Origin of the sequence: Bradyrhizobium sp. Pha-3 (assembly GCF_042258615.1) — a bacterium.
Lineage (GTDB): Bacteria > Pseudomonadota > Alphaproteobacteria > Rhizobiales > Xanthobacteraceae > Bradyrhizobium.
Genome location: NZ_CP170152.1, coordinates 4,692,149 through 4,714,820, shown reverse-complemented (window position 1 = coordinate 4,714,820; position 22,672 = coordinate 4,692,149). Strand labels below are relative to the sequence as shown.

The following is a 22,672-nucleotide window of genomic DNA, read 5'->3' as shown; positions in this document are numbered from 1 at the left end:
GCAATCTCGATCTGAAGGACATCTCCTATGGCAAAGACTTTCCTCATCACGGGCGTTTCGTCCGGCTTCGGCCGCGCGCTGGCCGAGGCAGCATTGGGCGACGGCCATACAGTCGCCGGCACCGTGCGCAACGAGAACGACAAGCAGAAATTCGAAGCACTCGGCACGCACGTGCACGCGGTGGTTCTTGACGTCACCAACACCGAGGCCATTGCGCCCGCCGTCGCCGACGTCGAGCACAGGATCGGCGCGATCGACGTTCTCGTGAACAATGCCGGCTATGGCCACGAGGGCATTCTGGAGGAATCATCGATCGACGATCTGCGACGCCAGTTCGAGGTCAACGTCTTCGGCGCGGTGGCGATGATCCAGGCCGTGCTGCCCTTCATGCGCAAGCGGCGCGCCGGGCATATCCTCAACATCACGTCGATGGGCGGGATCATCACGATGCCCGGCCTCAGCTACTACCACGGCAGCAAGTTCGCGCTGGAAGGGATATCGGAATCCCTCGGCAAGGAGCTCAAAGACCTCGGCATCAAGGTCACCGCGGTCGAGCCGGGCGGTTTCCGCACCGACTGGGCCGGACGATCAATGGTACGAGCCGAACGGTCGATCGGAGACTATGACGCTGTCATCAATCCAATCCGCAAACGTCGCATGGAACTGAGTGGCTGGCAGGTCGGCGATCCCAAGAAGGCCGCGCAGGCGATGCTGAAACTCGCTTTGTCGGCCGATCCGCCGGCGCATCTGCTGCTCGGCAGCGATGCCGTTCGGCTGGTCGAGGAAAAAATGAAACTGCTGCAAGCCGAATTCGACGCGTGGAAGAGCGTCTCGCTTTCCACCGACGTTGCCTGAGTCTCAAGCAGCGCCACCCACGGTGCCGGCGTGGCTATCCGTGCCGGCTCATGGCGGCGATGGCAGCCCCTTCACCAGCAGTGACACCACTGTCGCACCGGCGATCCGATCCCTGGATATTTCCTGATAGGCGGGCGAGTCGAGAAAGCGGATCGCCTCCGCCTCGTCGGGAAATTCCATGATCACGACCTTGTCGCGGGTCCACTCTCCGTCGAGAACCTTCGGCCTCTCATCGGCCGCCAGCAGGCGGCCGTTGAAAGCCTTGAACACGCCGGCAAAGCGGGACTGATAACGGCGGTAGTATTCCTCCTGCGTGAACTTCACGAGTGCGATCACATAGACGGTCATTCCCGGTCCTCATCTCTAAAATGGCGTGAATTGGCGCAGTCGCTGCCGTCGGGACGGCGGCGGCGCGCTGCTGTGATGAACTCGGCCAGACGCGCAGGCTGCGCGATCGTGATCCTGCTGCGCCGCTTGGAGATCAGCGACATCCGCTCGAACTCGGCAAGGGCGGCACCGATCCACGAGCGACTGACGCCGACCATGCTGGCCAGGTCTTCCTGGGTCAGCCCCGTGATCGTCGGGCATGAATTGCGGCTGTCGTTGCGGGCGAGCGAGGTCAGGATGCTGCCGAGACGCACCCACGCGTCGTCCAGAGCCTGCGGGCCGGTGCGCTCGATGCTCTCGACCGAGAGCAGCGCCAACAGCCGCGTGATGTTGTCGAGAAACCCGGGCACGCTCCGCGTGCAGGCGACAAAATCCCGCCGCGGCATCACCGAGACCACGACCTGGTCGATGGCCTCAGCGGTGAGGATACGCGGCCGGTCGAGCACCAGCGCGGCCAGGCCGAGGATCGTCCCGCCTACGAACACACCAAAGGTAAATTGCTCGCCGCTGGGCTGGGCCTGCAACAGCCTGACACGGCCGTCCTCCAGGACGACCATCGTGTCGCTGGGCGCGCCCTGCCGGAACAGGATGGAGCGTGGCGGCAGGGTCATGGTCCGCATCCGGCTGCGGATGTCCTTGCGCTGTGCCGCCGACAGTCCCGCGAGCGCGAGGCTCCACTTCGGCGACAGACCGTCCTCCGCCGAAGCGACCGGCGGCTTCACCCTCGCTGCGCGGCTCACTGACGATGGCCCCCTGCCGCGGAGACGCCGAGGCAATCGAGGCCTCCCTTGAATTCGGCCGAAGCGAAGATCTCCGGCCCGTGCCGCTTCAGCCATTCGTCATCGATCTCGATCCCGTTCGACCGAAGGTAGGGCTGGGCCTCGTTGACGATGATGTCCCAATCGTCGATCAGCCGATACCGTTTCAGCATATCCTGGTGGGGAACGCCGCCAATCGCTTCGACGAGCAGATCCGTGAAGTTGAGAACCTCGAACGCGCCCTCTTTCTCCGCGGACGAGAAGATCGCATGGCATCCATGGTAGAGCGTCACGAGCGTATCGGCTCCTGCCGCTCGCGTGCGATCGAGCAGTTCGCCGTGCTCGATCGTCGCCAATTCGGGCGATTTGCTACACCCCGACCCGCCGCAGGTATAGCCGGACTCGACGACGGTCTCGACCAGATCGAATTCCGGAATTAGGCGGAGCAACTGTTCGACCGCGCGGCCGATATCAATGCAGCCGGCGTGGATGTGCAGCACGGCGCAGCGCGCGACCGGGCGGCAGATCCTCTGCTTCAGATCGTCGAACCGGGACACCAGATAGGCCGTGACATGGTCGAGCGAGAATGACGTCTTGCGATATCCTTCCAGCGTCTCGCCGAGGTGAAGCTGGCAGGTCGGACACCAGTTCAGCACCCGCTCGGGGCTGAACCCCTCGAACCGCGAGATGGTGTTGTTGGTGACGCGCTCGCCCGTCGACAGCGCGCCTTCCCACTTGGTGCTGATCACGCCGCAGCAGGACGAAGGCCCACCGACGACCTCGTAGTCGGCGTCGAGCGCGTCGAGCACGGCCATGGTATTGAACAGAAGGTGCGGCGTGCGCAGCGCATTGCAGCCGAGATAGAACACCATATCGGCGGGACGCGTCCGCGCTGGAACGAACAGACGCGCGAACTTCGCCGGCACGAGCTGCATCGCGATCATGATCTTGATCGCACGCGACATTCGGCGGAACAATTCGGGCGTCCGCGACCCACCCTCGGATTGCTTCGTCGCCGCCAGCATCAGCATTCTTCGCGGGTTGATCGCTTCCGGGCAGGCCGGGATGCAGGCTCCGCAGCCATTGCAGGCGGCGATCCAGGTGCGCGAGGCCTCCGGCATCGCCTGCCCCTGCGCCAGAAAGGCGACGACCGGACCAACGACGTCCTGAGGCGGCACCGCGGCCATCGGGCCGAACGGAACCACCGGGCAGACCTCGACGCATTTGCCGCATCGCGTACAGGCGTCCGCGAGCCTGACGGCCTCGGAGTCAAGGAAGTCGGCGAGCGCAGGCGTCGTCATGATGCGGCGGCTCCCCACGCATCGAGGCTGACGACGGCCTCGATCTCGACCAGCATCCCCGGATCGATCAACCGGCTCACCTCGATCAGCGTCGAGGCCGGCCGATCGACGAAATACGGGTGGCGGATGTCCCGCGTCGTGCTGTCGAGCAGCGCGATATCGGTGGTGTAGATCGTATACTTCACCACGTCGGCAAAGCTCGCCCCTGCCGCGTCCAGTATATCGGCCAGATTTCTGAAGCACTGCTCGACCTGCGCACGCATGTCGCCCGATCCGACCAGATTGCCCTCGGCATCCCGCGCCGTAATGCCGGCAGTGTGGAGCATTCGACCGGACGACACAACGCCGAGCGAAAACGGCACCTTGTTCTCAAACGGCTTTCCAAGGATCAGCGGCTGCCGCGACATGCTAGCTCCTCTTGTGGGGAGCTCAGGTATAGCCCGGGATCGGCGGTCTGCTGTGTCGACAACTCGACATTCGCCGAAAGGCCGCGCCCGGGCAAGACTGGAACGCGCCTGCCGTTACGGGATACCTTCCGGCCTAGCTCGCGGGCTGGCGCATGCAGATCCCGCGGCCCCGCCAGCGAACTTTGCCGTCCATCAAACGGCGTCCAGCTGAGCTCGCGGCACAAGCTCCGCGACCCCTACCGGAGGCATGGCATCCAGCTCGGCAATCCGGCGGTCAATCTCACCGATCACGTGCTTCGAGAACGGCCCGAAATGCAGGTACAGCGCCATCAGCATCACGATGTAGCGCAGTGCACCGGGGTTGGACTTGGCGACCTCGACGAAGGTCTTCCAGAACGGCTCGCGAACCTCCGGCAGCGTCCGCATGATTTTGTGCACGCCCTCGATGCCGCCAAGCTTCGTGCGCACGTCGCCATCGGGCAGATCGCGACGCCGATCGGACCGGTCGAGCATGACGGAAAGCCGCGACAGCCGCCCTGCATATGCCGCCGGGCTGAACACGTGCCCGAGCACAGCCTTGTAGTCCACAAGGATGTCACGAAGCGGACGCTTGGTTTCGAAATTGCAGCCGAGCGTGCATTGGTCGCCCGCCTGCTCGGCCTTCATGAGATCATGGCCTTCGTGCAGGCGGCCTTCCTGGGCCAGCCGCCGCGTCAGCTGTGTGCCAGGCAGCGCATAGAGCAGTCCAACCATGCAGACAGGAATGCTCGCCTCCTCGATGAAGTCGATCATCGCCTGTGCCATCGAGACCTTCTCGGTATCGAACCCGACGATGAAACCCGCGGTGACGAACATGCCATAGTCGTAAATCTTGTGAACGCTCTCGGCGATGTTGCGCCTGGTGTTCTGCTTTTTCTTCATCTGCACGAGGGTCTCCGGATCCGGGCTCTCAATGCCGACGAAAATTCCGAAGAAGTTCGCGTCCTTCATTGCCTGCAACAGCTCGCTGTCATCAGCGATATTGATCGAGGCTTCGGTCGAGAACTCGAACGGATAGTCTCGCTCTTCCAGCCAGGCTTTGAGCCGCGGCAGTAAGATGCGGAGGTTTTTCTTGTTGCCGATGAAATTGTCGTCGACGAAATCGACGTGCCCACGATAACCATGATCGTAGAGCGCTTGCAGCTCGGCGAGAATCTGATCGGGAGTCTTGGTGCGCGGCACGCGCCCGTACAGCTCGATAATATCGCAGAACTCGCAGGTGAACGGGCAGCCACGCGAATATTGCACGCCAATAAAGAGATAATGATCGAACTTGATCAGATCGTAGCGGGGCATCGGGCTTTGCGTGACGTCGATCTTGAATTTCTCCGCGATGAACACGCCCTCGCGCTCGCCGCGTTCCCAGGCGGCGACGAATTCCTCGATGATGTGTTCGGCCTCGCCGATCACCTGGAAGTCCGCATCCGCGTAAAGGTGCGGGCTCGAGGAGACGTCAGGCCCACCGACACATACCGGCTTGCCGTGCCGGTGGGCGAGATCGATCAGATGGAGAAAATCAGGCTGCTGGTTGAGCATACCGCCGATCATGACGAGATCGGCCCAGTCAAGGTCCGCTTCGGTCGAAGGCTCGGTGTTACGGTTGATGAGCCGAATTTCCCACTGCTTCGGCAGCATGGCGGCGACGGTGATCAGTCCGAGTGGCGCCGCCGGGTACTTCGCGCCGACGAGTTCGCAAGCTTCCGTATAGTTCCAGAACGAGTCCGGAACGAATTTCGGGTAGATCATGAGAACGCGGCAGGGGCTCGTCATGTTGCTCCGGTCCGTACCACGGAGCTTCGGCCCAAGGGTACATTCGCTCGTCGATACAGGCATCAAGTGCTCAAATGGTGGCCGATTGTCGGACGATCTTCGCCTCGCCGTGAGCCCCGTGCTGTCCCCAGGTCCGCCTGCGGTCAGTGAATCCGATCACTATGTCATCCGCCAGCCGTCCGCGTCCAGAGAAAGCGCAGGTCGGGTTCCCTCTCCTCATTGCGGCTCCCGTCAGTCTGCTCGGCCTGGACGAAGCCGCGCGCCTCGTAGAACCGGCGCGCTCGCGCGTTGCGCTGGAAGGTCCACAGTTGCAGCCGGTCCGCACCCTGCTGCGCGATCTCGAGCAGCGCACCGCCGACGCCGCGGCCCTGCGCGGCCGGCAGCACGTAGAGCTGCTCGATCCAGTCGTCGTGGAACGCGATGACGCCGCTCATCACATCGCCGTCGAACACGCCCCACAGCGCGCAGGTCGCGAACATCCGCTCGCGATAGAACCAGCGGTCCTCGTCAGGCGTATGCAGCCCCGCGAGCCACGGCAACGCCTCGTCGAACGCCGCGCGGTGCAGGCGTGCGGCGGCATCCATGTCTGCGAGTTCGAGCCGCCTAATACTCAATTCCGAACTCATCGTAGAGCCGGCGGAACACGGCCGGCAGCACCTCGGTGAGATCTTCCGCAATCAGGCCGGGCCCCGCCTCGCTTGCGCCTTCGCCGTGCAACCACACGCCGATGCCGGCCGCCTCGAATGCCGCCACGCCCTGCGCCAGGAATCCCGCGATAATGCCCGCAAGCACGTCGCCGGCGCCGGCGGTGGCGAGCCAGGGAGGCGCGTTGGCGGCGATGATGGCGCGGCCATCGGGAGACGCGATCACCGTGTCGGCCCCCTTCAGCAGCACCACCGCGCCGGAGCGCTCGGCCGCCGCGCGGACGCGCTCGAGCTTGGAGCGGCCGGGATGCTTGTTGGAGATATCGCTGAACAGCCGCGGGAACTCGCCCTCATGCGGGGTGAGCACCACGCCAAGACCGTCGGAGGCCTTGATCGCCTCGAACAGCCGGTCCGGCGAACCGGCAAAGCTGGTCAGCGCGTCGGCGTCGAGCACCAGATGCCGCTGCGCCGACAGCGCGGTGTGAACGAAGTCGCGGGTGCGCGCGCTGACGCCGGCACCGGGCCCGATCACGCAGGCGTTGAGGCGCTTGTCGTCAAGCAGCTCGGCGAACTGGATCGGGTTGTCGACCGCACGCACCATCACCGCCGTCAGCGCCGCCGCGTTGACGGCGAGCGCATCACGGGGCGAGGCCAGCGTCACGAGGCCGGCGCCTGCGCGCAGCGCTGCGCGCGCGGCAAGTCGCGCCGCTCCGGTCGAAGCGATATCGCCGGAGACCACGACGGCATGGCCCCTTGCGTATTTGTGGCCGTCGATCCGCGGCACCGGAAACGACCACCGCCAGGCCTGCGGCACGTTCTCGGCGGTCAGCGGCTTGATCTCGTCGAGCACCTGCGGATCGATGCCGATGTCGGCGACGCGCACCCGGCCGCAATACATCCGGCCCGGCAGCAGCAAATGCGCGGGCTTCTTGCGGAAGAAGGTGACGGTCTCGGTCGCCTGCACGGCCGCCCCCATGACCGCGCCCGTGGTGCCGTTGATGCCGCTCGGCAGGTCGACCGCCAGCACCGGCATACCGTTGGCGTTGATCGCCGCGATCATCTCCAGCGGGTCGCCCTTCACCGGGCGATTGAGCCCGGCGCCGAACAGGGCGTCGATGATCAGCACCGGCTTGCCGAGCGCCTGCGGGTTGAACGGCAGCACAGGATACTTCCAGCCCTTCGCCGCCAGCGCCGCGTCGCCCCGCAGGCTGTCGCGCTCGCAGAGCAGGATCACCGACACCTCGCGGCCGCGCGCAGCGAGCTCGGCGGCGGCGACAAAGCCGTCGCCACCATTGTTGCCGCGGCCGGCGACCACGACGATCGGCCCCTCCTCGACCAGGTCCATCGCGGCTTCGGCGACGGCTTGGCCGGCGCTCATCATCAGCGCGAAGCCCGGCGTGCCGGCTGCGATGGTCAGCCGGTCGGCGCGCTCCATCTCGGTGGTGGTCAGAACGTCCATGCCGAATCCTCAATCGCTTCGCCTTTTCGAGAGGCAATTCCTGTGACGTTCGCGGGGTTTCTACTGGCCGACTGCATACGGATTGATCTATTTGCCTATTTGTTAGGCTTGGATATCATAGCCCATGTGGTTCGATATCAGCCGACTGCCTGTTAAAAGGCTGATAACATTCCGAAATCGGGGACCTTAACAACTTGGCATAGACCCTGCTTTTGAGGAAGCCGCGCACAATGCCGCTCGATGCGACCATTGCGCGTGTTTCCGGCTACCCGCCGGAAGGCTTAAGACCAACCAGACTGCGCCCCACGCGCATCGAACTCGACCCTGCAATCTGCAATGCCCGGGAGGCGCTCAGTGAAGAAGATTGAAGCCATCATCAAGCCCTTCAAGCTCGACGAGGTGAAGGAAGCACTCCAGGAAGTCGGACTGCAAGGCATCACCGTGACCGAGGCCAAGGGATTTGGCCGTCAGAAGGGCCATGCCGAGCTCTATCGCGGTGCGGAATACATCGTCGATTTCCTACCCAAGGTGAAGATCGAGATCGTGATCGGCGACGACCTGGTCGAGAAGGCGATCGACGCGATCCGCCGCGCGGCCCAGACCGGACGGATCGGCGACGGCAAGATCTTCGTCTCCAACATCGAGGAAGCCATCCGCATCCGGACCGGCGAATCCGGGCTGGACGCTATTTAAGGGCGGTGCTATCCGGATTTTCTGACGGCAAAAGAGAAAAAAGGCTGCTTCGGCAGCCTCATTTCGTTTCAGCAGTCACACGAACTCGCCAAAAGCGGGAATAACGTCGCTCTCCGCTGGAAACCGACCCGCACATCCATAAGGGGTATTCATGAAGACCGCCAAAGACGTCCTGAAATCGATCAAGGACAACGACGTCAAATACGTCGACCTGCGCTTCACCGATCCGCGCGGCAAGTGGCAGCACGTCACCTTCGACGTCAGCATGATCGACGATGACATCTTCGCCGAGGGAACGATGTTCGACGGATCGTCGATCGCCGGCTGGAAGGCGATCAACGAATCCGACATGTGCCTGATGCCCGACCCGGTGACCGCGACGATCGACCCGTTCTTCGCCGAGACCACCATGGTCATCACCTGCGACGTGCTCGAGCCGACCACCGGCGAGCCCTACAACCGCGACCCCCGCGGCATCGCCAAGAAGGCCGAAGCCATGGTGAAGTCGATGGGCGTGGGCGACACCGTGTTCGTCGGCCCGGAGGCCGAGTTCTTCGTGTTCGACGACGTGCGCTACTCGGCCGAACCCTACAACACCGGCTTCCGCCTCGATTCCTCCGAGCTGCCGATCAACTCGGCTACCGAATACGAGGGCGGCAACCTCGGCCACCGCATCCGCACCAAGGCCGGCTACTTCCCGGTGCCGCCGCAGGACTCGGTGCAGGACATGCGCTCGGAGATGCTGGGCGCAATGGCCAAGATGGGCGTCAAGGTCGAGAAGCACCACCACGAGGTGGCGTCGGCCCAGCACGAACTCGGCATGAAGTTCGACACGCTGACGCTGATGGCCGACCATATGCAGATCTACAAGTACTGCATCCACCAGGTCGCGCACATCTACGGGAAGACCGCCACCTTCATGCCGAAGCCGGTCTATGGCGACAACGGCTCGGGCATGCACGTCCACCAGTCGATCTGGAAGGACGGCAAGCCGACCTTCGCCGGCAACAAATACGCCGACCTGTCGGAGACCTGCCTGTACTACATCGGCGGCGTCATCAAGCACGCCAAGGCGATCAACGCCTTCACCAACCCGTCGACCAACTCCTACAAGCGTCTGGTCCCGGGCTATGAGGCCCCGGTGCTGCTCGCCTATTCCGCGCGCAACCGTTCAGCGTCCTGCCGCATCCCGTACACGGCGAACCCGAAGGCCAAGCGCGTCGAGGTGCGTTTCCCCGACCCGATGGCCAATCCCTATCTCGGCTTCGCCGCGATGCTGATGGCCGGCCTCGACGGCATCAAGAACAAGATCGATCCAGGTCCGGCCATGGACAAGGACCTCTACGATCTGCCGAAGGAAGAGCTGAAGCAGATCCCGACCGTCTGCGGCTCGCTCCGCGAGGCGCTCGAGAGCCTCGACAAGGATCGCGCCTTCCTCAAGAACGGCGGCGTGTTCGACGACGACTTCATCGACGCCTATATCGAGCTGAAGATGACCGAGGTCGAGCGTTTCGAGATGACCCCACACCCGGTCGAGTTCGAGATGTACTATTCGCTGTAAGCTCTGCGGCACTCACGAATGCGAAAGGCGCTTCCACCGGAAGCGCCTTTTTTTCTGTGCAGTATCTCCGTCATTGCGAGGAGCGAAGCGACGAAGCAATCCACAGATCCGCGTACACGGAAAGATGGATTGCTTCGCTTCGCTCGCAATGATGACGTGGTGAAAGCGCCGTCTCTTCGCTCAGGCTTTCGCCTTCGCGACCCGCCGGCCACCAGCGTCGAGCGCTCCGAAATTGCCCGCAATCATGTCAGGCGTCGGGATCATGCCGCCGAGCGACCAGCTTGCCGGCTCGCCCTCCTCGATCTTGACCCAGACGTTGCGGCGGAAATCGGGGTTACCCTGCCCCTCGACCTCGACCATGAGATCGGTGACGCGCTGCAGCAGCGCCTGCTTCTGCGCGACATCGAAGATGCCGCGCACAGTGGAAATGGTGACGTAAGGCATAGACTCTCTCCCTTGCTGAGGTTGTGACAACGCAACGAAGATGGACCGGCACGATGCGATCAGACAGTGGCCGATCGGACAGAGATCGGGCAATATCTGCCACGGCCTGCCTGCGTCGATCGGGTAGGATGACGGCAAATACCGGAGGTCCCATGAAGCTTGCGATCCTCGCGCTGGAAGGCTGCATGCAATCGGCGGTCGCCGGCATCGCCGACATCCTCACGCTCGGCAACCATGTGATGCAGCTGCGCGGCGGCAAGGCGCGCTTCACCTGGCAAACACTCTCGCTCGACGGCAAAGCGGTGCGCGCCGGCGGCGGCAAGTTGCTCGCCGTCGACGGCGCTGTCAGCAAGCGAACGGCATTCGACGCGATCATCGTGCCGGGCAGCCTGGTCGACCATCTGACCGCCGAACGCCTGCAACCGCAATATGACCGCGCCGGCGCCTGGTTGCGCCAGCAACATGCCAGCGGCCGGCTGATCGGCGCCTTCTGCAGCGGCGTGCTGCTGCTCGCCAATGCCGGCCTGCTCGACGGACGCCGCGCCACCATCACCTGGTGGCTGCAAAGCGAACTCCGCCGCCGCCATCCCAGGATCGACCTCGCCAGCGACGCCGTGCTCACGCAGGCCGACCGCTTGGTCTGCGCCGCCGGCCCGATGTCGTGGGTCGATCTGTTGCTGCGGCTGATCGAGCTCGTCGAAGGACCGGAGGTCGCGAAGATCTGTGCCGACTACGCGGTCATCGACACCGCACAGCGCACGCAGGCGATCTTCATGCCGCTCGGCTACATGCTCGCCCAGGACCCGCTGCTGATGAAGGCGGACATGCTGGTGCGTCGCACCGGCAAGGCGCCGATCACGGTGCGCGGCCTCGCTCAGGCGCTGGGCTTGAGCGAGCGGACACTGAACCGCCGCTTCCGCGAACTGACCCACGAGCCGCCGCAGGCCTTCATCACGCGCCGCCGCGTCGAGCACGCCCGCACGCTGCTGGAGACGACGGCACAACCGATCAAGGCCATCGCCCGCGCCACCGGCTATGAGGACGAGAGCAGCTTTCGAAAAGCTTTCCGCAAGCTGACGCTGCTGTCGCCCCAGGCCTACCGCGCGCAGCGCACGATGCGTGCGGCCTGAGATTACCCATCAGTTCAAGCTTTGCGGCGCGGCTACGGTTGCCCGGCTCTGCCCATCTTCCGCCTTCAGGACAGCAGCGGCAGCGCGCCGCTCAGGACATCCTCACCCCATTCCTGCACGAAGTGTCCGGCTGCGGCGAGCGTGACCGGTTCGGGGCAATTGCGGACTGTTTGCCGCATCTCCGCCATGACGGCCGGCCCGAGCACCGGGTCGGTCATGCCGATCACCATCGCGGTCTTGCCGCAGTATTCGCTTCGCCACCATTCGCGCGCCTTGCGTGACAGGGCCGCGCCGCCGGCATTGGGCTGGTCCGGTACGAGATTCGGGAATCGGCGCACACCGGACTTGTAGCTGGCATCAGGGAAAGGTGCGTCATAGGCCGCTGCCTCCGCGGGTGAGAGCTGCGGGCAGGCGCGCGCCATCAGCTTGCCGACGGCCATGTCGGGATTTGCGTTGCTCCACGCGCGCCAATCCATGAAGCCCTTCGTCAGCGGGCGGTCACCGGTCGCGAGCATGGTATTCATAACCAGCAGCGCTTCGAAGCGATCGGCCATCTCCATCGGGATGGTAAGACCGAGCAAACCGCCCCAGTCCTGGCAAACCAGCGTCATGCGACCGAGATCGAGCGCACGGATCAGGGCGATCAGGCTCTCGCGATGGAAGTCAAAGGTGTAGACGGGCTCCTCGACAGGCTTGTCGGAGCGACCGAACCCGAACATGTCAGGCGCGATCACCCGATAGCCGGAGGCGACGAGGCCGGGAATCATCTTGCGGTAAAGGTAGCTCCAGGTCGGCTGGCCATGAAGGCACAGCGCAACACGGGCATTGCCCCTTCCCTCGTCGAGATAGTGCATGCGCAAACCGGCATAGCCGGGAAGATCGTCACGATAGTTGGGCGCGAACGCATAGCCGGGAAGGTCATCAAAGCATTGATCCGCGGTTCGCAAAGCCCCGATGGCCATTGTCCGATGCTCCTCGTTGTTGACGTCGCTCGCAAGATGGGGGCAAGGACCGGCCGTCACACCCTAAACAGCTTCGCGTACCTTGCCTTGATCTCCTCGCTCTGCGCCTGCACCTGGGCCGGATCGGCCTTGAGCATCTTCAATTTGTCGAGCGGCACGTGGCCGGCCTTCTCCTTCACCTTGCCGTGGAAGGAGCGGTGCGCGAACTCGTCGGCCAGCATCTGCTGGGTTTCGGCGCTGAAGAAGTAGCTCTGGAACAGCCGTGCCGCGTTCGGGTTCGGCGCGCTCTTGAAGATGCCGCTCGGCACGATGATCAGCGGCGCGCCCTCAGTCGGATAGACCACCTCGACCGGCTTGCCCTGATCCTTGGCCAGCACGAGGTTGTAGTCGTTGCCGTCGGCCATGACCGCGCGCTCGCCGAGCAGGATCTTCTTCGGCGGATCGGCTGCCGACTGCACCTGCATCACCCGCTGTTGCGCGAGCTTTTCCAGATAGGGCCAGCCGAGATCGCGCGCCAGCACGAAGGTCGCGGTCATGATCGCGCCGGAGTAGCCCGGGTGCCCTTTGACGATCTTGCCGCGCCATTTCGGATCGAGCAGATCGGCATAGCTTTTCGGCGCCTCCTCGCGCTTCACCTGCTCGGTGTTGTAGCCGATCACCTCGAACCAGGCGCAGGATGTCGCCGAGGTGCCGTCGGGATCGATCTGGTCGGCCGGAAAATGCCTGGCGACTTCTTCGGGCAGATAGGCCGCGAGCCAGTCGTTCTTCTTCCAGTCGAGATAATGGGCGGGATCGGTGGAGTTGGCGACGTCGACGGCATGGATGCCGCTGCCCTGCTCCTGGGCGATGCGCTGGAAGATGCGTTCGGCGCCGGAGCGCTCGACGCGGACGCTGATGTCTGTATATTTCTGTTCGAAATCGCGCGCCAGACGCTCCGCCGTGTTCAGCTCGAGCGCGCTGTAGAACGAGATCTTGCCTTCCTTCTTGGCGGCTGCGATCAACTCCGGCGTGACCGCCTCAGCCGGCGGCGGCGCCGCCCGCAACGGTTCGGCGAACACCATGCCGGCTGCCGTCGCCGCCGTTACCTTGAGCCATTCGCGTCTCGACCATTTGCGGTCCTGCATTCCATGCTCCCTGAATCGGGCCGTTGACCGGCCGCGCCATTGTTGTGCCGACACAATAGATCACGATCGATGGACGCTGTGCAGCAGTTTCATCGCCAACTTTGACGGAACACCCGCATCCAATTGTCGAACGCGATCTTCTGCAACATGGCGTCGTCGTAGCCGCATACCCGCAGCGCATGGATCAGGTTGGGGAGATGGCTTGCATCCCGGAGCGGAAGGGGCATGAGCGCGCCGTCGAAATCAGACCCTAGCGCGACGTGGTCGTCACCCATCCGCTCGACCATGTAGCTGAGGTGGTCGACGACCGTCTCGATCATGATGTCCGGATCGCGGCGCCCGTCCGGGCGCACTTCGGACACACTGAAATTGAAGCCGACGACTCCGCCTGATGCTCTGACGGCGTCGAGCTGCCGGTCGGTGAGGTTGCGGGTCGCAGGGCAGACCGCATGCGCGCAGGCGTGGGTGACCACGATGGGCGCAGTGCTGAGCGCCGCCAAATCCCAGAAGCCCCGCTCGTTGAGGTGGGCCGCGTCGAGCATGACTCCGAGCTCATTGCAGGCTTTCACCAGTGCCTTCCCCGCGTCGGTCAGACCGGGGCCGGTATCCGGGGAGCGCGGGTAGGCAAACGGCACGCCCTGGCCGAAGATGTTGGGCCGGCTCCAGACCAGGCCGAGCGAACGCAGACCGCGGGCGTAGAGCCTCGCCAGCCCGTCCAGATCAGCGTCGATCGCTTCGGCGCCCTCGAGGTGCAGCACGATTGAAAATACCGAGTCCCGCCGTGCCGCCTCGATTTCATCCACGGTCGTCGCCCATCGGACTTTTCCGCCGGCGCGGGCCACCATGGTCTCCAGTCCGTTCAATTGAGCATCGATGGTACGGCGCGCGTAGGCCGCATCGAGCGGCTCCGCAAGGCGCACCTCGTACCCGTTGGCGGTTCGGGTGAAATCGCCTTGGCGCGGATGTTCTGCCTTGGCGTACATCGCGAACAGGCCGCCGACCATGCCGCCTTCCCGGGCACGCGGCAGATCGAGATGCCCCTCCTCGGAGCGCACGAGAAAATCACGCCCGTCGTCCCGGTATTCAGCCAGGTGCTGAGCCGCGTCATTATGGCCGTCGAAGATCGCGATCTTGCCGCTTTCCTGCACCGCACTGCTCTCCGTCGCTTTGGCTGCGACGATCAGCGTAGCGCGCAGGATGGGTTGAGCCAACGGGTCCGCGCAACGCGCGGCCCGATGATAAACTCCGCGATATCCATCGTGTCGGGGCTTGCGAAAGGGGTGGGTCCACGCTGTGGACTAATTCTTCTCCGGCGGGTTCTCGCGCAGGAAGCGTTCGAGATCGGGCTGCACGGAGTAAGGCTGCGGAACCGGATCGCCCTGAAAGTCGACCTGAAGATCAAGGCAGCGCCGCAGCATCCGCGCCAGCTCGCTGCGCCGATAAGGCTTGGTCAGCAGCGGAATGCCGTGGCCGCCGCGTCCCTGTTGCGCCGGCAGCGGGCCGTCGCTGTAGCCCGAGGTGAACAGCACCCGCAGCGCCGGGCGCCCGGCCATCAGCGTCTCCGCCAATTGGCGGCCGTTCATGCTGCCGGGCATCACGATGTCGGTGAACAGGAGATCGAACGCAGTGCCGCGATTGACGATCGCGAGCGCAGCATCTGCGTTTGCCGCGACCAGCACCTTGTAGCCGAGGCTTTCGAGCTGGCCGGTGACGTAGTCGCGGATCGTGGGGTCGTCCTCGACGCACAGGATGGTCTCGTTGCCGCCCCTGAACGGCAGATCGTCCTCCTCGACCGCGCGCTGCGTGGCGCCGTCCGCCTTGGGAAGGTAGATCCTGAAGATGGTGCCGCGCCCCTGCTCGCTCTTGACCTCGATCCCGCCGCCGCTCTGCTTGACGAAACCGAACACCATGCTGAGCCCGAGCCCGGTGCCCTGCCCGACCTCCTTGGTGGAGAAGAACGGATCGAAGATCTTCTCCAGATGCGACGGCGAAATTCCGGTCCCGGTATCGGTCACCTCGATCACGAGATGGTCGCCGGCGCGCTCGACGCCGTGCGCCACGGCATCGGGAATCCCAAGCTGCATGTTGCGGGTCGCAAAGGTCAGCGTGCCGCCCTCCGGCATCGCGTCGCGCGCATTGATGGCGAGATTGACCAGCGCAGCGCCGAGCTGGCTGCGGTCGACAAAGGCGAGCCAGGCGTCGCGGCCGAGCTCCGTCCTGATCTCGATCTGCGAGCCCAGCGTCTGCGACAGCAGCCGCACCACTTCGCCGATCAGGTCGTTGACGTCGGTCTCGGCGGGCTGCAACGGCTGCTTGCGCGCGAATGCCAGGAGGCTCGTGGTGAGCTGCGCGCCGCGATCGGCGGCATCGCTGATCAGCTTGGCGATCGCGGCAAGCTGCGGGTTATCCCTGACGCCGTCGGCGAGGATCTCGATCGTGCCGGTGATCACGGTCAGCATGTTGTTGAAGTCGTGCGCGATGCCGCCGGTCAACCGCCCGAGCGACTCCGTCTTCTGCGCCTGGATCAATTGCTCTTCGGCGAGCCGGCGTTGGGTGACGTCCCTGACAAACGAATTGATGATCCAGCCATCGCCGCGGCGCAGCGCATTGAGCGACACCTCGACATAGAATCGGTGGCCGTCGCGGTGCACGGATGCGGTTTCATAGCGCATGCCCATGCCGCCGGCCGCGGTCTCCTGCAGGAAGCGGGTGATGCGCTGCCGGTGCGCAACCCGCAGCTCTTCCGGGAACACCAGCTCGACCACGCGCCGGCCGACCGCCTCAGAGCGGGTCCAGCCGGTCAGCGCCTCGGACTGCGGGCTCCAGTCGAGCACGATGCCGTCCTGGTCGGTCTGAACGAAGGCGTCGAGCGCGGTCCTGACGATGGCTTGCGCCATCTGCTCGCTCTCCACCAGCGCCTGATGCGCCTGACGCTCCGCGGTGACATCGCGCAGCACGATGACTGCGCCGCGCAAATTGCCGGCATCGTCGCGCAGCGGCCTGGCGTTGGCGACAAGACAGACAGCCGGTTCAGGCCGCAGAGGTTTGACGATCAGTTCGCAATCGTCGACGTCATCGCCGCGCAGCGCACGCGCCATCGGCGTCTCTGCGATCGGCATCACGGTCGTGCCGTCAGCATAATAGTTCTGGAAGGTGCGAACGCCGGTCAGCGTGTCAAAACCGGGTTCGACGCGGTACAGCCGCCGCGCCGCGGCGTTGACGATCACGATCATCGCATGCTCGTCGGCGACCACCACCGGATCGCGGATGCTCTCGACGGTCTTCTCCAGCAGGTGCTGCCTGCTGCCCAATTGCGCGGACAGTTCGGCAAGCGTCGCTGCGAGCTGAGCGGCCTCGTCGGCGCCACTCGGGCGTATCGGGACCGGCTCGCCGCGCGACACCGCCTCCGCCGCCCGCACCAACTGGGCGGGCGTTCCGGACTGCGACCTCGCAATCATCTCAGCCGTCATCAATACCACCGAAACCACACCACCGGCGAGCAGAATGCCCTGCCAGGTGACGCCATGGATGAAGCCCAGCGCAAGCAGGAGTGTGACGACGGGAAGCATCATCCCGGCCGCCAATCGGCCCGACAAATTCATCCCGAGCAACTCATCGTGAGCAGTTGCACCGGAAAATGGAAAAGAAAACAATATCGGAAAGGATCGTCGGCGCCAGGGCAATAACGGGGGGCTTACGGCTTCTTGCTTAGCCGAGTCCGGCGCTGCAATCCGCCACTTTCGTTTCCGTATAAGTACGGAGATTGACTACGGGCCACTGCCGGTTGAACCGGCCCTCCGGCGCCGGAATTCACGCCGCCGCCGCTGCACCCTCTGAATCGACGAAAGGGTGAAACGAGATGCAAAGCTCGGGCACATCGTGTCGCGAGAATGCGGAAGTATGACTCACAAGTAGCGCAACAAACTCAGTGTCGTCCCGGCGCAGGCCGGGACCCATAACCACAAATGCCGATTGTTGCGCAATGCCGGAACGACGAGTCCTTTCAACAACATCTGCTGCGGCGTATGGGTCCCGGCCTGCGCCGGGACGACGCGGAATTTGAGACACGCAGGGACGACAGCGGTGCGGAAGGTCCCTATGCCGCCCGCCGCCGCTCGCGCAGTGCGTCGCCGAAGGCCTCGAACAGCGCGCGGTTGATCGGGTTGCGCTGCGGATCGTATTCGGCGTGCCATTGGACGCCGAGCGCAAAGCCGGGGGCGTCGGCGATGCGGATCGCCTCGATGGTGCCGTCCTCGGCAATGCCCTCGATCACGACGCGCTTGCCGGGCTCGAGGATACCCTGGCCGTGCAGCGAATTGACGCGAATGGTCTCGCAGCCGAGGATCTTTGCGAAGGCGCCACCCGGCGTCAGCGCTACGTCGTGACGGTCGGCGAACACCACGGTGGGATCGGGATGGATTTCGCCGTTCTCCAGCCGCGGCATCCGATGGTTCATGCGGCCCGGGATCTCGCGGATCTCCGGATGCAGCGAGCCGCCGAACGCGACGTTCATCTCCTGCAGGCCCCGGCAGATGCCGAAGATCGGCACGCCGCGCGCGACGCAGGCCTCCGACAGCGCCAGCGCGACGTCGTCGCGGTGGATGTCGTAGGGCTCGTGGGCCGCGCAAGGTTCGGTGTTGAAGCGGGTCGGATGAACGTTGGCGCGGGCCCCGGTCAGCACCACGCCGTCGACCACGTCGAGCAAGGCGCCGACCTCGGTGATTTCAGGGCTGCCGGCGAACATCAAGGGCACGGCACCCGACACCTCGGCAACCGCGCGAAGGTTGCGCTCTCCGACCATCTGGACTGTGAAACGATTTTCGATGCGATGGGCGTTTCCGATCACGCCGACCACGGGCCGTCTCATTATTGAAGTCTCGCGCAATGATTCTTCTAAGTTTGCGACTTTGCGGAGACGATCATGCCTTCCAGCTCCCGCCGGATCAACTGCCTATATCTGCACAGGGGGGCTTGCGATCCTGCACAGGCGAGCCCCCTGAGGCCGCCAAATCCGGCCGGGCGCGCGCCATTCCGGGCGCACCGGGCATTGCGGTGCCTCAGCGGCAAACCGGCCCGGTCCGCCCAGCTTGATCCCGGCGGGATTTTCGCCAAAGACTGCTCCGGACACCGTCGCGAAGGGGGAATCACCCGTGACAGACCCGGCTAACAATCGCCTGCAGGCCCGAAATGACATGGCGTGGGCGATCGCCGTCGGCGGCATCGGCATCGTGCTGTTCGCCGCCCTGTTGACCTTCGCATGGCAGTTCGCCGCGACCCTGTTCCTGCTGTTCGCGGGCATGCTGCTCGGGGTCGCCCTCAATGCCATGACCACCCTGCTCGGCCGGCTGACCGGGCTGCCTCATGCGTTGCGGCTTGCGATCGTCTGCCTGGCGATGGCCGGACTGCTGTCCGGCATCGTGTTCCTCGGCGGCACCACGATCGCGCAGCAGGCCACCGTGCTGAGCAACACGATCAAATCGCAGCTCGGCAACGTCAAGGAGTTCCTCGAGCAGCGTGGTGTCGACACCAGCTATCTCGACTTCACCAATACCGCCGGCGAGGCGAAGCCGGACGGTACCGCCGTGACGACGACGACAACGACGCCGGCACCGTCGCAGTCGCATGGCATCCCCGGTGCCGGCGCGCTGGCCTCGAGCGGCGGCGCCATCATCAGTCAGACGCTGAAGGTGCTGCTCGGCACCGTCAGCGTCGTCGGCAACTTCTTCATCGTGCTGTTCCTCGGGCTCGCCTTTGCCGCCCAGCCGAGCATCTACCGCGCTGGATTGTTGTTCATCGCGCCGGCCAAATACCGCGCGCAGGCGACCGTCATCGTCGACCGCATCGGCGAGACGCTGGAACGCTGGCTGATCGCGCAGATCATCACCATGACCGCGGTGTTCCTCGTCACCTGGATCGGGCTTGCCATCATCGGCATCCCGAGCTCGTTCATCCTCGGCATCCAGGCCGGCCTGCTCGCCTTCATCCCGACGGTCGGCGCGATCCTCGGCGGGCTGATCGTGGTGCTGGCGAGCCTCGCGACCGGGTGGATCGCAGCGCTGTCGGCCTTCATCCTGTTTCTCGGCGTCCACGCACTGGAAAGCTACGTGCTGACGCCGATCATCCAGCGCCAGGCGCTCGACATCCCGCCGGCAACGCTGTTCGCGTTCCAGATCCTGCTCGGCGTCGTGTTCGGCATCTGGGGGCTCGCGCTGGCGCTGCCGCTGATGGCGATCGCCAAGGTGATGATCGACCACTTCAAGGCGGAGGATCAGGCGCAGACGCCCGCTCCGTCGAACGTGCCGCAGCCGCAGCTCAGTTGAAGAGCAGGACGGTACCGACGACCATCAGCATCACGCCGACCAGCATTGCGATCGGCCAGCGGCTCCTCGGCGGTTCGTATCGCCCTTGCGCACGACGTTCGGCGATCAGCGCGGTCTCGTATTCATCGGAGTCCGAGAACAGGCAGGCGAAGCCGCTGCGCGCCGAAACCGCATCGGCTTCGAGCGACATCAGGGCTGATTGCGGATTGCGGGTGCGGATCGACTCCATGCCCGAACCATGGGATCGAATGGTTAATCAATCGTTACCGCACTCATGCGCGCACGGGCGCCGGCTTTTGCCGCGCCGATGCCGGCAGGCCCGCGGTCTTGCGCCGCCAGTTCTCCAGCGACAGCGGTAATTCCTCTGCCGCCTCGACGCGGTTGCGGCCGCCGCGCTTGGCCTGGTAGAGCGCGGTGTCGGCCGAGGCCAACAGCACCTCGAGCTCGGTCCCGGCGGGTCCACCGGCCACGCCGATGCTGACCGTGGTGTCGACCGCACCTTCCTCGCAGGTGATGTTGCTGTTCTCGAACGCCTCGCGCACGCGCTCGGCGACCAAGACGCCCTCGTCCAGCGAGCACGGCAGCAGTGCTGCGAACTCCTCGCCGCCGATCCGGCCCGACAGATCGCTGATCCTAAGACTGCTGACCACCACGGCCGAGAACAGTTTCAGGATCTCGTCACCCGCGGGATGGCCGAACCGGTCGTTGATCGACTTGAAGTGATCGATGTCGAAGATCATCACGGTGACCGGCCGGCCGGCAACGGCCTCCCGCTCGATCACCCGCGTGCAGGCCTCGGTGAATCCGCGGCGGTTGAGCATGCCGCTCAACGGATCGATCGACGCAGCCGTCTTGTGCACAGCTACTGCGCGGTCCGACACCATCATGAAGATCACGAACACCGTGCCGATCGCGTACAGCACGAGTTCGATCGAGAACAGCGTGACCCAGAAGCTGCTGACGAAATTCTGGCCGTTCAGCCGCAACACGTCGCCGACCAGGATCGGCAGCATCAGGACGCAGCCATGCGCGACCGGGATCGCGATCGCGATCCAGCGCCTCTGCATCGCGCGGCGGCGCTCGCTCCAGAGTTCGGAGGCGGTCAGCGCGGCATAGATCGCGACGATCCCGGCGCCGATGGTCAGGCGCATCGCCGGATCCTGCACGGTCGTCACCGCGCCGATCCACATGATCGGGCCGAGCACAAGTCCCGGCAGATTGGCCTTGCGGCCGTGAAAGATACGGGCGGCATTCCAGACCATGCCACATGCGGCGAAGCCGATCGCGTTGAGGCCCAGCAAGACGAGCGGATCGAGCGTCGAGCTGCCGACCGTCCACAGCGCGACCGAGGCCGCACCGAGCAAATAGGCGGTGCCCCACCATTTCAGCGCGGCAATGTTCTCCTGCCTGCCGAACAACCAGAGCATGGCGCCGAGCATGCCCGCGACCATGGTGGCGAACAGATAAAGCGTCGATGGATCGAACGACATAGAGTCACCCCAGCCCGGTGATGCAACGTTCGCAGGCGCAAATAATACGGTGATGCAGCGCCAGTGCGAGCCCGCAAGCTAGAAGGCCCGAGTTCCAATTTCGTTTGCACGCACACGCAAGTTTTCATGAAAAACTGCGCTAATTCGCGTCGAAGCAAGCGCGGTTGGGCGCAGCAAAAAGGGCGCCTCGCGGCGCCCTCTGCAGCTTGATGCACGCGGCAATTGCCGCGAATTTGAGAACTCGAATTAGCGCTTCGAGAACTGGAAGGACTTGCGGGCCTTGGCCTTGCCGTACTTCTTGCGCTCCACCGTGCGGGAGTCACGGGTCAGGAAGCCGCCCTTCTTGAGGACGCTGCGCAGCTCAGGCTCGAAGTTGGTCAGCGCCTTCGAGATGCCGTGCCTGACAGCACCGGCCTGGCCGGAGAGACCGCCGCCGGCGACGGTGCAGATCACGTCGTACTGGCCGTTACGGGCGGCAGCGACCAGCGGCTGCTGGATCATCATGCGGAGCACCGGGCGGGCGAAGTAGATTTCGATGTCGCGGGTGTTGACCGAGATCTTGCCGGCGCCCGGCTTGATCCAGACGCGGGCGACCGCGTCCTTGCGCTTGCCGGTTGCGTAGGCGCGGTTGAACTTGTCGACCTTCTTGACGTAGTTCGGCGCGTCGGGAGCCGCCGGCTTGACCTGCGAGAGCTGGTCGAGGGACTGCAAAGTATCGGACATTATGCGGCCCTCGTGTTCTTGCGATTCAGGGAAGCGATATCGACCTTCTCGGGGCTCTGGGCCTCATGCGGATGCTCGGCACCCGGATAGACGCGCAGATTGCCCATCTGCATGCGGCCGAGCGGACCGCGCGGGATCATGCGCTCGATCGCCTTCTCGACGACGCGCTCGGGGAAGCGACCCTCGAGGATCTGCTTCGCGGTGCGCTCCTTGATGCCACCGATGAAGCCGGTGTGCTTGTAATAGACCTTCTGGTCGCGCTTGCGACCGGTCAGCACCACATGCGCGGCGTTGACGATGATGACGTTGTCGCCGCAATCGACATGCGGGGTGTAGGTGGGCAGGTGTTTGCCGCGCAGGCGCATCGCGACGAGCGTGGCGAGACGACCGACGACCAAACCCTTGGCGTCGATCACGACCCACTTCTTCGTCACTTCGGCAGGCTTGGCCGAGAACGTGCTCATGTGTGAAATCCGTGAAAAGGAAATCGGCGCCGTATGCGCCGAACTGGCGGCTTTCTAGAGAAGCTGCGGTCTCGCGTCAACGTCGAAGTACGCTAATTACATCAGCGAAAACAATAGCTTGTAAATATGGTGCAATAATAC

At 64.4% G+C, this 22,672-nt stretch carries 22 protein-coding genes; 5 read left to right on the top strand and 17 right to left on the bottom strand.

The window, feature by feature from the left end:
* Positions 1–27 precede the first annotated feature (27 nt).
* On the top strand, positions 28–855 hold the full coding sequence (locus ACE10Z_RS22440) for an oxidoreductase (protein WP_375782710.1): 828 nt from the start codon (positions 28–30) through the stop codon (positions 853–855).
* 48 nt (positions 856–903) lie between these two features.
* On the opposite strand, the gene ACE10Z_RS22435 is transcribed toward ACE10Z_RS22440, so the two are convergent.
* The 7 genes from ACE10Z_RS22435 to ACE10Z_RS22405 form a co-directional block, all read right to left on the bottom strand.
* Positions 904–1,203 carry a DUF1330 domain-containing protein gene (locus ACE10Z_RS22435; RefSeq protein WP_375782709.1) on the bottom strand — a complete coding sequence of 100 codons (300 nt, stop codon included), beginning with the start codon at positions 1,201–1,203 and terminating at the stop codon, positions 904–906.
* Positions 1,200–1,982: a Crp/Fnr family transcriptional regulator gene (locus ACE10Z_RS22430; protein WP_375782708.1), complete on the bottom strand. Its 783-nt coding sequence runs from the start codon at positions 1,980–1,982 to the stop codon at positions 1,200–1,202. The genes ACE10Z_RS22435 and ACE10Z_RS22430 overlap by 4 nt, the downstream gene beginning before the upstream one ends.
* Positions 1,979–3,301 carry a heterodisulfide reductase-related iron-sulfur binding cluster gene (locus ACE10Z_RS22425; protein WP_375782707.1) on the bottom strand — a complete coding sequence of 441 codons (1,323 nt, stop codon included), beginning with the start codon at positions 3,299–3,301 and terminating at the stop codon, positions 1,979–1,981. Before ACE10Z_RS22425 ends, ACE10Z_RS22430 begins: the two co-directional genes overlap by 4 nt.
* Positions 3,298–3,708 (bottom strand): RidA family protein, encoded by a 411-nt coding sequence (locus ACE10Z_RS22420; protein ID WP_375782706.1) that lies wholly within the window; start codon positions 3,706–3,708, stop codon positions 3,298–3,300. Before ACE10Z_RS22420 ends, ACE10Z_RS22425 begins: the two co-directional genes overlap by 4 nt.
* Positions 3,709–3,900: 192 nt before the next feature.
* Positions 3,901–5,517 carry a B12-binding domain-containing radical SAM protein gene (locus tag ACE10Z_RS22415; RefSeq protein ID WP_375782705.1) on the bottom strand — a complete coding sequence of 539 codons (1,617 nt, stop codon included), beginning with the start codon at positions 5,515–5,517 and terminating at the stop codon, positions 3,901–3,903.
* Between the two features lie 164 nt (positions 5,518–5,681).
* The gene (locus ACE10Z_RS22410) at positions 5,682–6,143 is read right to left on the bottom strand and encodes a GNAT family N-acetyltransferase (RefSeq protein ID WP_375782704.1); all 462 of its coding nucleotides are present in this window, start codon (positions 6,141–6,143) and stop codon (positions 5,682–5,684) included.
* Positions 6,121–7,620, bottom strand: a complete 1,500-nt coding sequence (locus tag ACE10Z_RS22405; RefSeq protein ID WP_375782703.1) for an NAD(P)H-hydrate dehydratase — start codon at positions 7,618–7,620, stop codon at positions 6,121–6,123. The genes ACE10Z_RS22410 and ACE10Z_RS22405 overlap by 23 nt, the downstream gene beginning before the upstream one ends.
* A gap of 354 nt (positions 7,621–7,974) precedes the next feature.
* On the opposite strand from ACE10Z_RS22405, the gene ACE10Z_RS22400 reads away from it, so the two are divergent.
* Positions 7,975–8,313 (top strand): P-II family nitrogen regulator, encoded by a 339-nt coding sequence (locus ACE10Z_RS22400; RefSeq protein ID WP_011441447.1) that lies wholly within the window; start codon positions 7,975–7,977, stop codon positions 8,311–8,313.
* A gap of 151 nt (positions 8,314–8,464) precedes the next feature.
* Positions 8,465–9,874 (top strand): type I glutamate--ammonia ligase, encoded by a 1,410-nt coding sequence (gene glnA, locus ACE10Z_RS22395; RefSeq protein WP_375782702.1) that lies wholly within the window; start codon positions 8,465–8,467, stop codon positions 9,872–9,874.
* Between the two features lie 180 nt (positions 9,875–10,054).
* Here glnA and ACE10Z_RS22390 read toward each other — a convergent pair whose 3' ends face one another.
* On the bottom strand, positions 10,055–10,318 hold the full coding sequence (locus tag ACE10Z_RS22390; protein WP_223967645.1) for a tautomerase family protein: 264 nt from the start codon (positions 10,316–10,318) through the stop codon (positions 10,055–10,057).
* Between the two features lie 152 nt (positions 10,319–10,470).
* On the opposite strand from ACE10Z_RS22390, the gene ACE10Z_RS22385 reads away from it, so the two are divergent.
* Positions 10,471–11,448 carry a GlxA family transcriptional regulator gene (locus tag ACE10Z_RS22385; protein WP_375782701.1) on the top strand — a complete coding sequence of 326 codons (978 nt, stop codon included), beginning with the start codon at positions 10,471–10,473 and terminating at the stop codon, positions 11,446–11,448.
* 65 nt (positions 11,449–11,513) lie between these two features.
* Here the strand turns inward: ACE10Z_RS22385 and ACE10Z_RS22380 are convergent, their stop codons facing one another.
* The 5 genes from ACE10Z_RS22380 to ACE10Z_RS22360 form a co-directional block, all read right to left on the bottom strand.
* Positions 11,514–12,410 (bottom strand): haloalkane dehalogenase, encoded by an 897-nt coding sequence (locus ACE10Z_RS22380; RefSeq protein WP_375782700.1) that lies wholly within the window; start codon positions 12,408–12,410, stop codon positions 11,514–11,516.
* Positions 12,411–12,466: 56 nt separating this feature from the next.
* Positions 12,467–13,534, bottom strand: a complete 1,068-nt coding sequence (locus tag ACE10Z_RS22375; RefSeq protein ID WP_375782699.1) for an ABC transporter substrate-binding protein — start codon at positions 13,532–13,534, stop codon at positions 12,467–12,469.
* 89 nt (positions 13,535–13,623) lie between these two features.
* Positions 13,624–14,682, bottom strand: coding sequence for a dipeptidase (locus ACE10Z_RS22370; protein WP_375789900.1), 1,059 nt, complete (start codon positions 14,680–14,682; stop codon positions 13,624–13,626).
* 150 nt (positions 14,683–14,832) lie between these two features.
* On the bottom strand, positions 14,833–17,106 hold the full coding sequence (locus ACE10Z_RS22365; protein WP_375782698.1) for a PAS domain S-box protein: 2,274 nt from the start codon (positions 17,104–17,106) through the stop codon (positions 14,833–14,835).
* Between the two features lie 524 nt (positions 17,107–17,630).
* Positions 17,631–18,401, bottom strand: coding sequence for a gamma-glutamyl-gamma-aminobutyrate hydrolase family protein (locus ACE10Z_RS22360; RefSeq protein ID WP_375782697.1), 771 nt, complete (start codon positions 18,399–18,401; stop codon positions 17,631–17,633).
* A 283-nt stretch (positions 18,402–18,684) separates the two neighbouring features.
* On the opposite strand from ACE10Z_RS22360, the gene ACE10Z_RS22355 reads away from it, so the two are divergent.
* The gene (locus tag ACE10Z_RS22355) at positions 18,685–19,854 is read left to right on the top strand and encodes an AI-2E family transporter (protein ID WP_375782696.1); all 1,170 of its coding nucleotides are present in this window, start codon (positions 18,685–18,687) and stop codon (positions 19,852–19,854) included.
* On the opposite strand, the gene ACE10Z_RS22350 is transcribed toward ACE10Z_RS22355, so the two are convergent.
* From ACE10Z_RS22350 to rplM, 4 genes are all read right to left on the bottom strand, one after another.
* Positions 19,847–20,083 (bottom strand): hypothetical protein, encoded by a 237-nt coding sequence (locus ACE10Z_RS22350; protein WP_375782695.1) that lies wholly within the window; start codon positions 20,081–20,083, stop codon positions 19,847–19,849. The two genes, ACE10Z_RS22355 and ACE10Z_RS22350, sit on opposite strands and share 8 nt — an antisense overlap.
* A 43-nt stretch (positions 20,084–20,126) precedes the next feature.
* Positions 20,127–21,344 (bottom strand): GGDEF domain-containing protein, encoded by a 1,218-nt coding sequence (locus ACE10Z_RS22345; RefSeq protein ID WP_375782694.1) that lies wholly within the window; start codon positions 21,342–21,344, stop codon positions 20,127–20,129.
* A gap of 246 nt (positions 21,345–21,590) precedes the next feature.
* Positions 21,591–22,067 carry a 30S ribosomal protein S9 gene (gene rpsI / locus ACE10Z_RS22340; protein ID WP_375782693.1) on the bottom strand — a complete coding sequence of 159 codons (477 nt, stop codon included), beginning with the start codon at positions 22,065–22,067 and terminating at the stop codon, positions 21,591–21,593.
* Complete coding sequence (gene rplM, locus ACE10Z_RS22335) at positions 22,067–22,531, bottom strand: 50S ribosomal protein L13 (RefSeq protein ID WP_050405657.1); 465 nt, start codon at positions 22,529–22,531, stop codon at positions 22,067–22,069. The genes rpsI and rplM overlap by 1 nt, the downstream gene beginning before the upstream one ends.
* Positions 22,532–22,672 lie beyond the last annotated feature (141 nt).

Coding starts and splice junctions, on each gene's coding strand:
- ACE10Z_RS22440 (WP_375782710.1), top strand. CDS start 28: ATGGCAAAGACTTTCCTCATCACGGGCGTTTCGTCCGGCTTCGGCCGC.
- ACE10Z_RS22435 (WP_375782709.1), bottom strand. CDS start 1,203: ATGACCGTCTATGTGATCGCACTCGTGAAGTTCACGCAGGAGGAATAC.
- ACE10Z_RS22425 (WP_375782707.1), bottom strand. CDS start 3,301: ATGACGACGCCTGCGCTCGCCGACTTCCTTGACTCCGAGGCCGTCAGG.
- ACE10Z_RS22420 (WP_375782706.1), bottom strand. CDS start 3,708: ATGTCGCGGCAGCCGCTGATCCTTGGAAAGCCGTTTGAGAACAAGGTG.
- ACE10Z_RS22415 (WP_375782705.1), bottom strand. CDS start 5,517: ATGACGAGCCCCTGCCGCGTTCTCATGATCTACCCGAAATTCGTTCCG.
- ACE10Z_RS22410 (WP_375782704.1), bottom strand. CDS start 6,143: ATGAGTTCGGAATTGAGTATTAGGCGGCTCGAACTCGCAGACATGGAT.
- ACE10Z_RS22405 (WP_375782703.1), bottom strand. CDS start 7,620: ATGGACGTTCTGACCACCACCGAGATGGAGCGCGCCGACCGGCTGACC.
- glnA (WP_375782702.1), top strand. CDS start 8,465: ATGAAGACCGCCAAAGACGTCCTGAAATCGATCAAGGACAACGACGTC.
- ACE10Z_RS22390 (WP_223967645.1), bottom strand. CDS start 10,318: ATGCCTTACGTCACCATTTCCACTGTGCGCGGCATCTTCGATGTCGCG.
- ACE10Z_RS22385 (WP_375782701.1), top strand. CDS start 10,471: ATGAAGCTTGCGATCCTCGCGCTGGAAGGCTGCATGCAATCGGCGGTC.
- ACE10Z_RS22380 (WP_375782700.1), bottom strand. CDS start 12,410: ATGGCCATCGGGGCTTTGCGAACCGCGGATCAATGCTTTGATGACCTT.
- ACE10Z_RS22375 (WP_375782699.1), bottom strand. CDS start 13,534: ATGCAGGACCGCAAATGGTCGAGACGCGAATGGCTCAAGGTAACGGCG.
- ACE10Z_RS22365 (WP_375782698.1), bottom strand. CDS start 17,106: ATGATGCTTCCCGTCGTCACACTCCTGCTTGCGCTGGGCTTCATCCAT.
- ACE10Z_RS22360 (WP_375782697.1), bottom strand. CDS start 18,401: ATGAGACGGCCCGTGGTCGGCGTGATCGGAAACGCCCATCGCATCGAA.
- ACE10Z_RS22350 (WP_375782695.1), bottom strand. CDS start 20,083: ATGGAGTCGATCCGCACCCGCAATCCGCAATCAGCCCTGATGTCGCTC.
- ACE10Z_RS22345 (WP_375782694.1), bottom strand. CDS start 21,344: ATGTCGTTCGATCCATCGACGCTTTATCTGTTCGCCACCATGGTCGCG.
- rpsI (WP_375782693.1), bottom strand. CDS start 22,067: ATGTCCGATACTTTGCAGTCCCTCGACCAGCTCTCGCAGGTCAAGCCG.
- rplM (WP_050405657.1), bottom strand. CDS start 22,531: ATGAGCACGTTCTCGGCCAAGCCTGCCGAAGTGACGAAGAAGTGGGTC.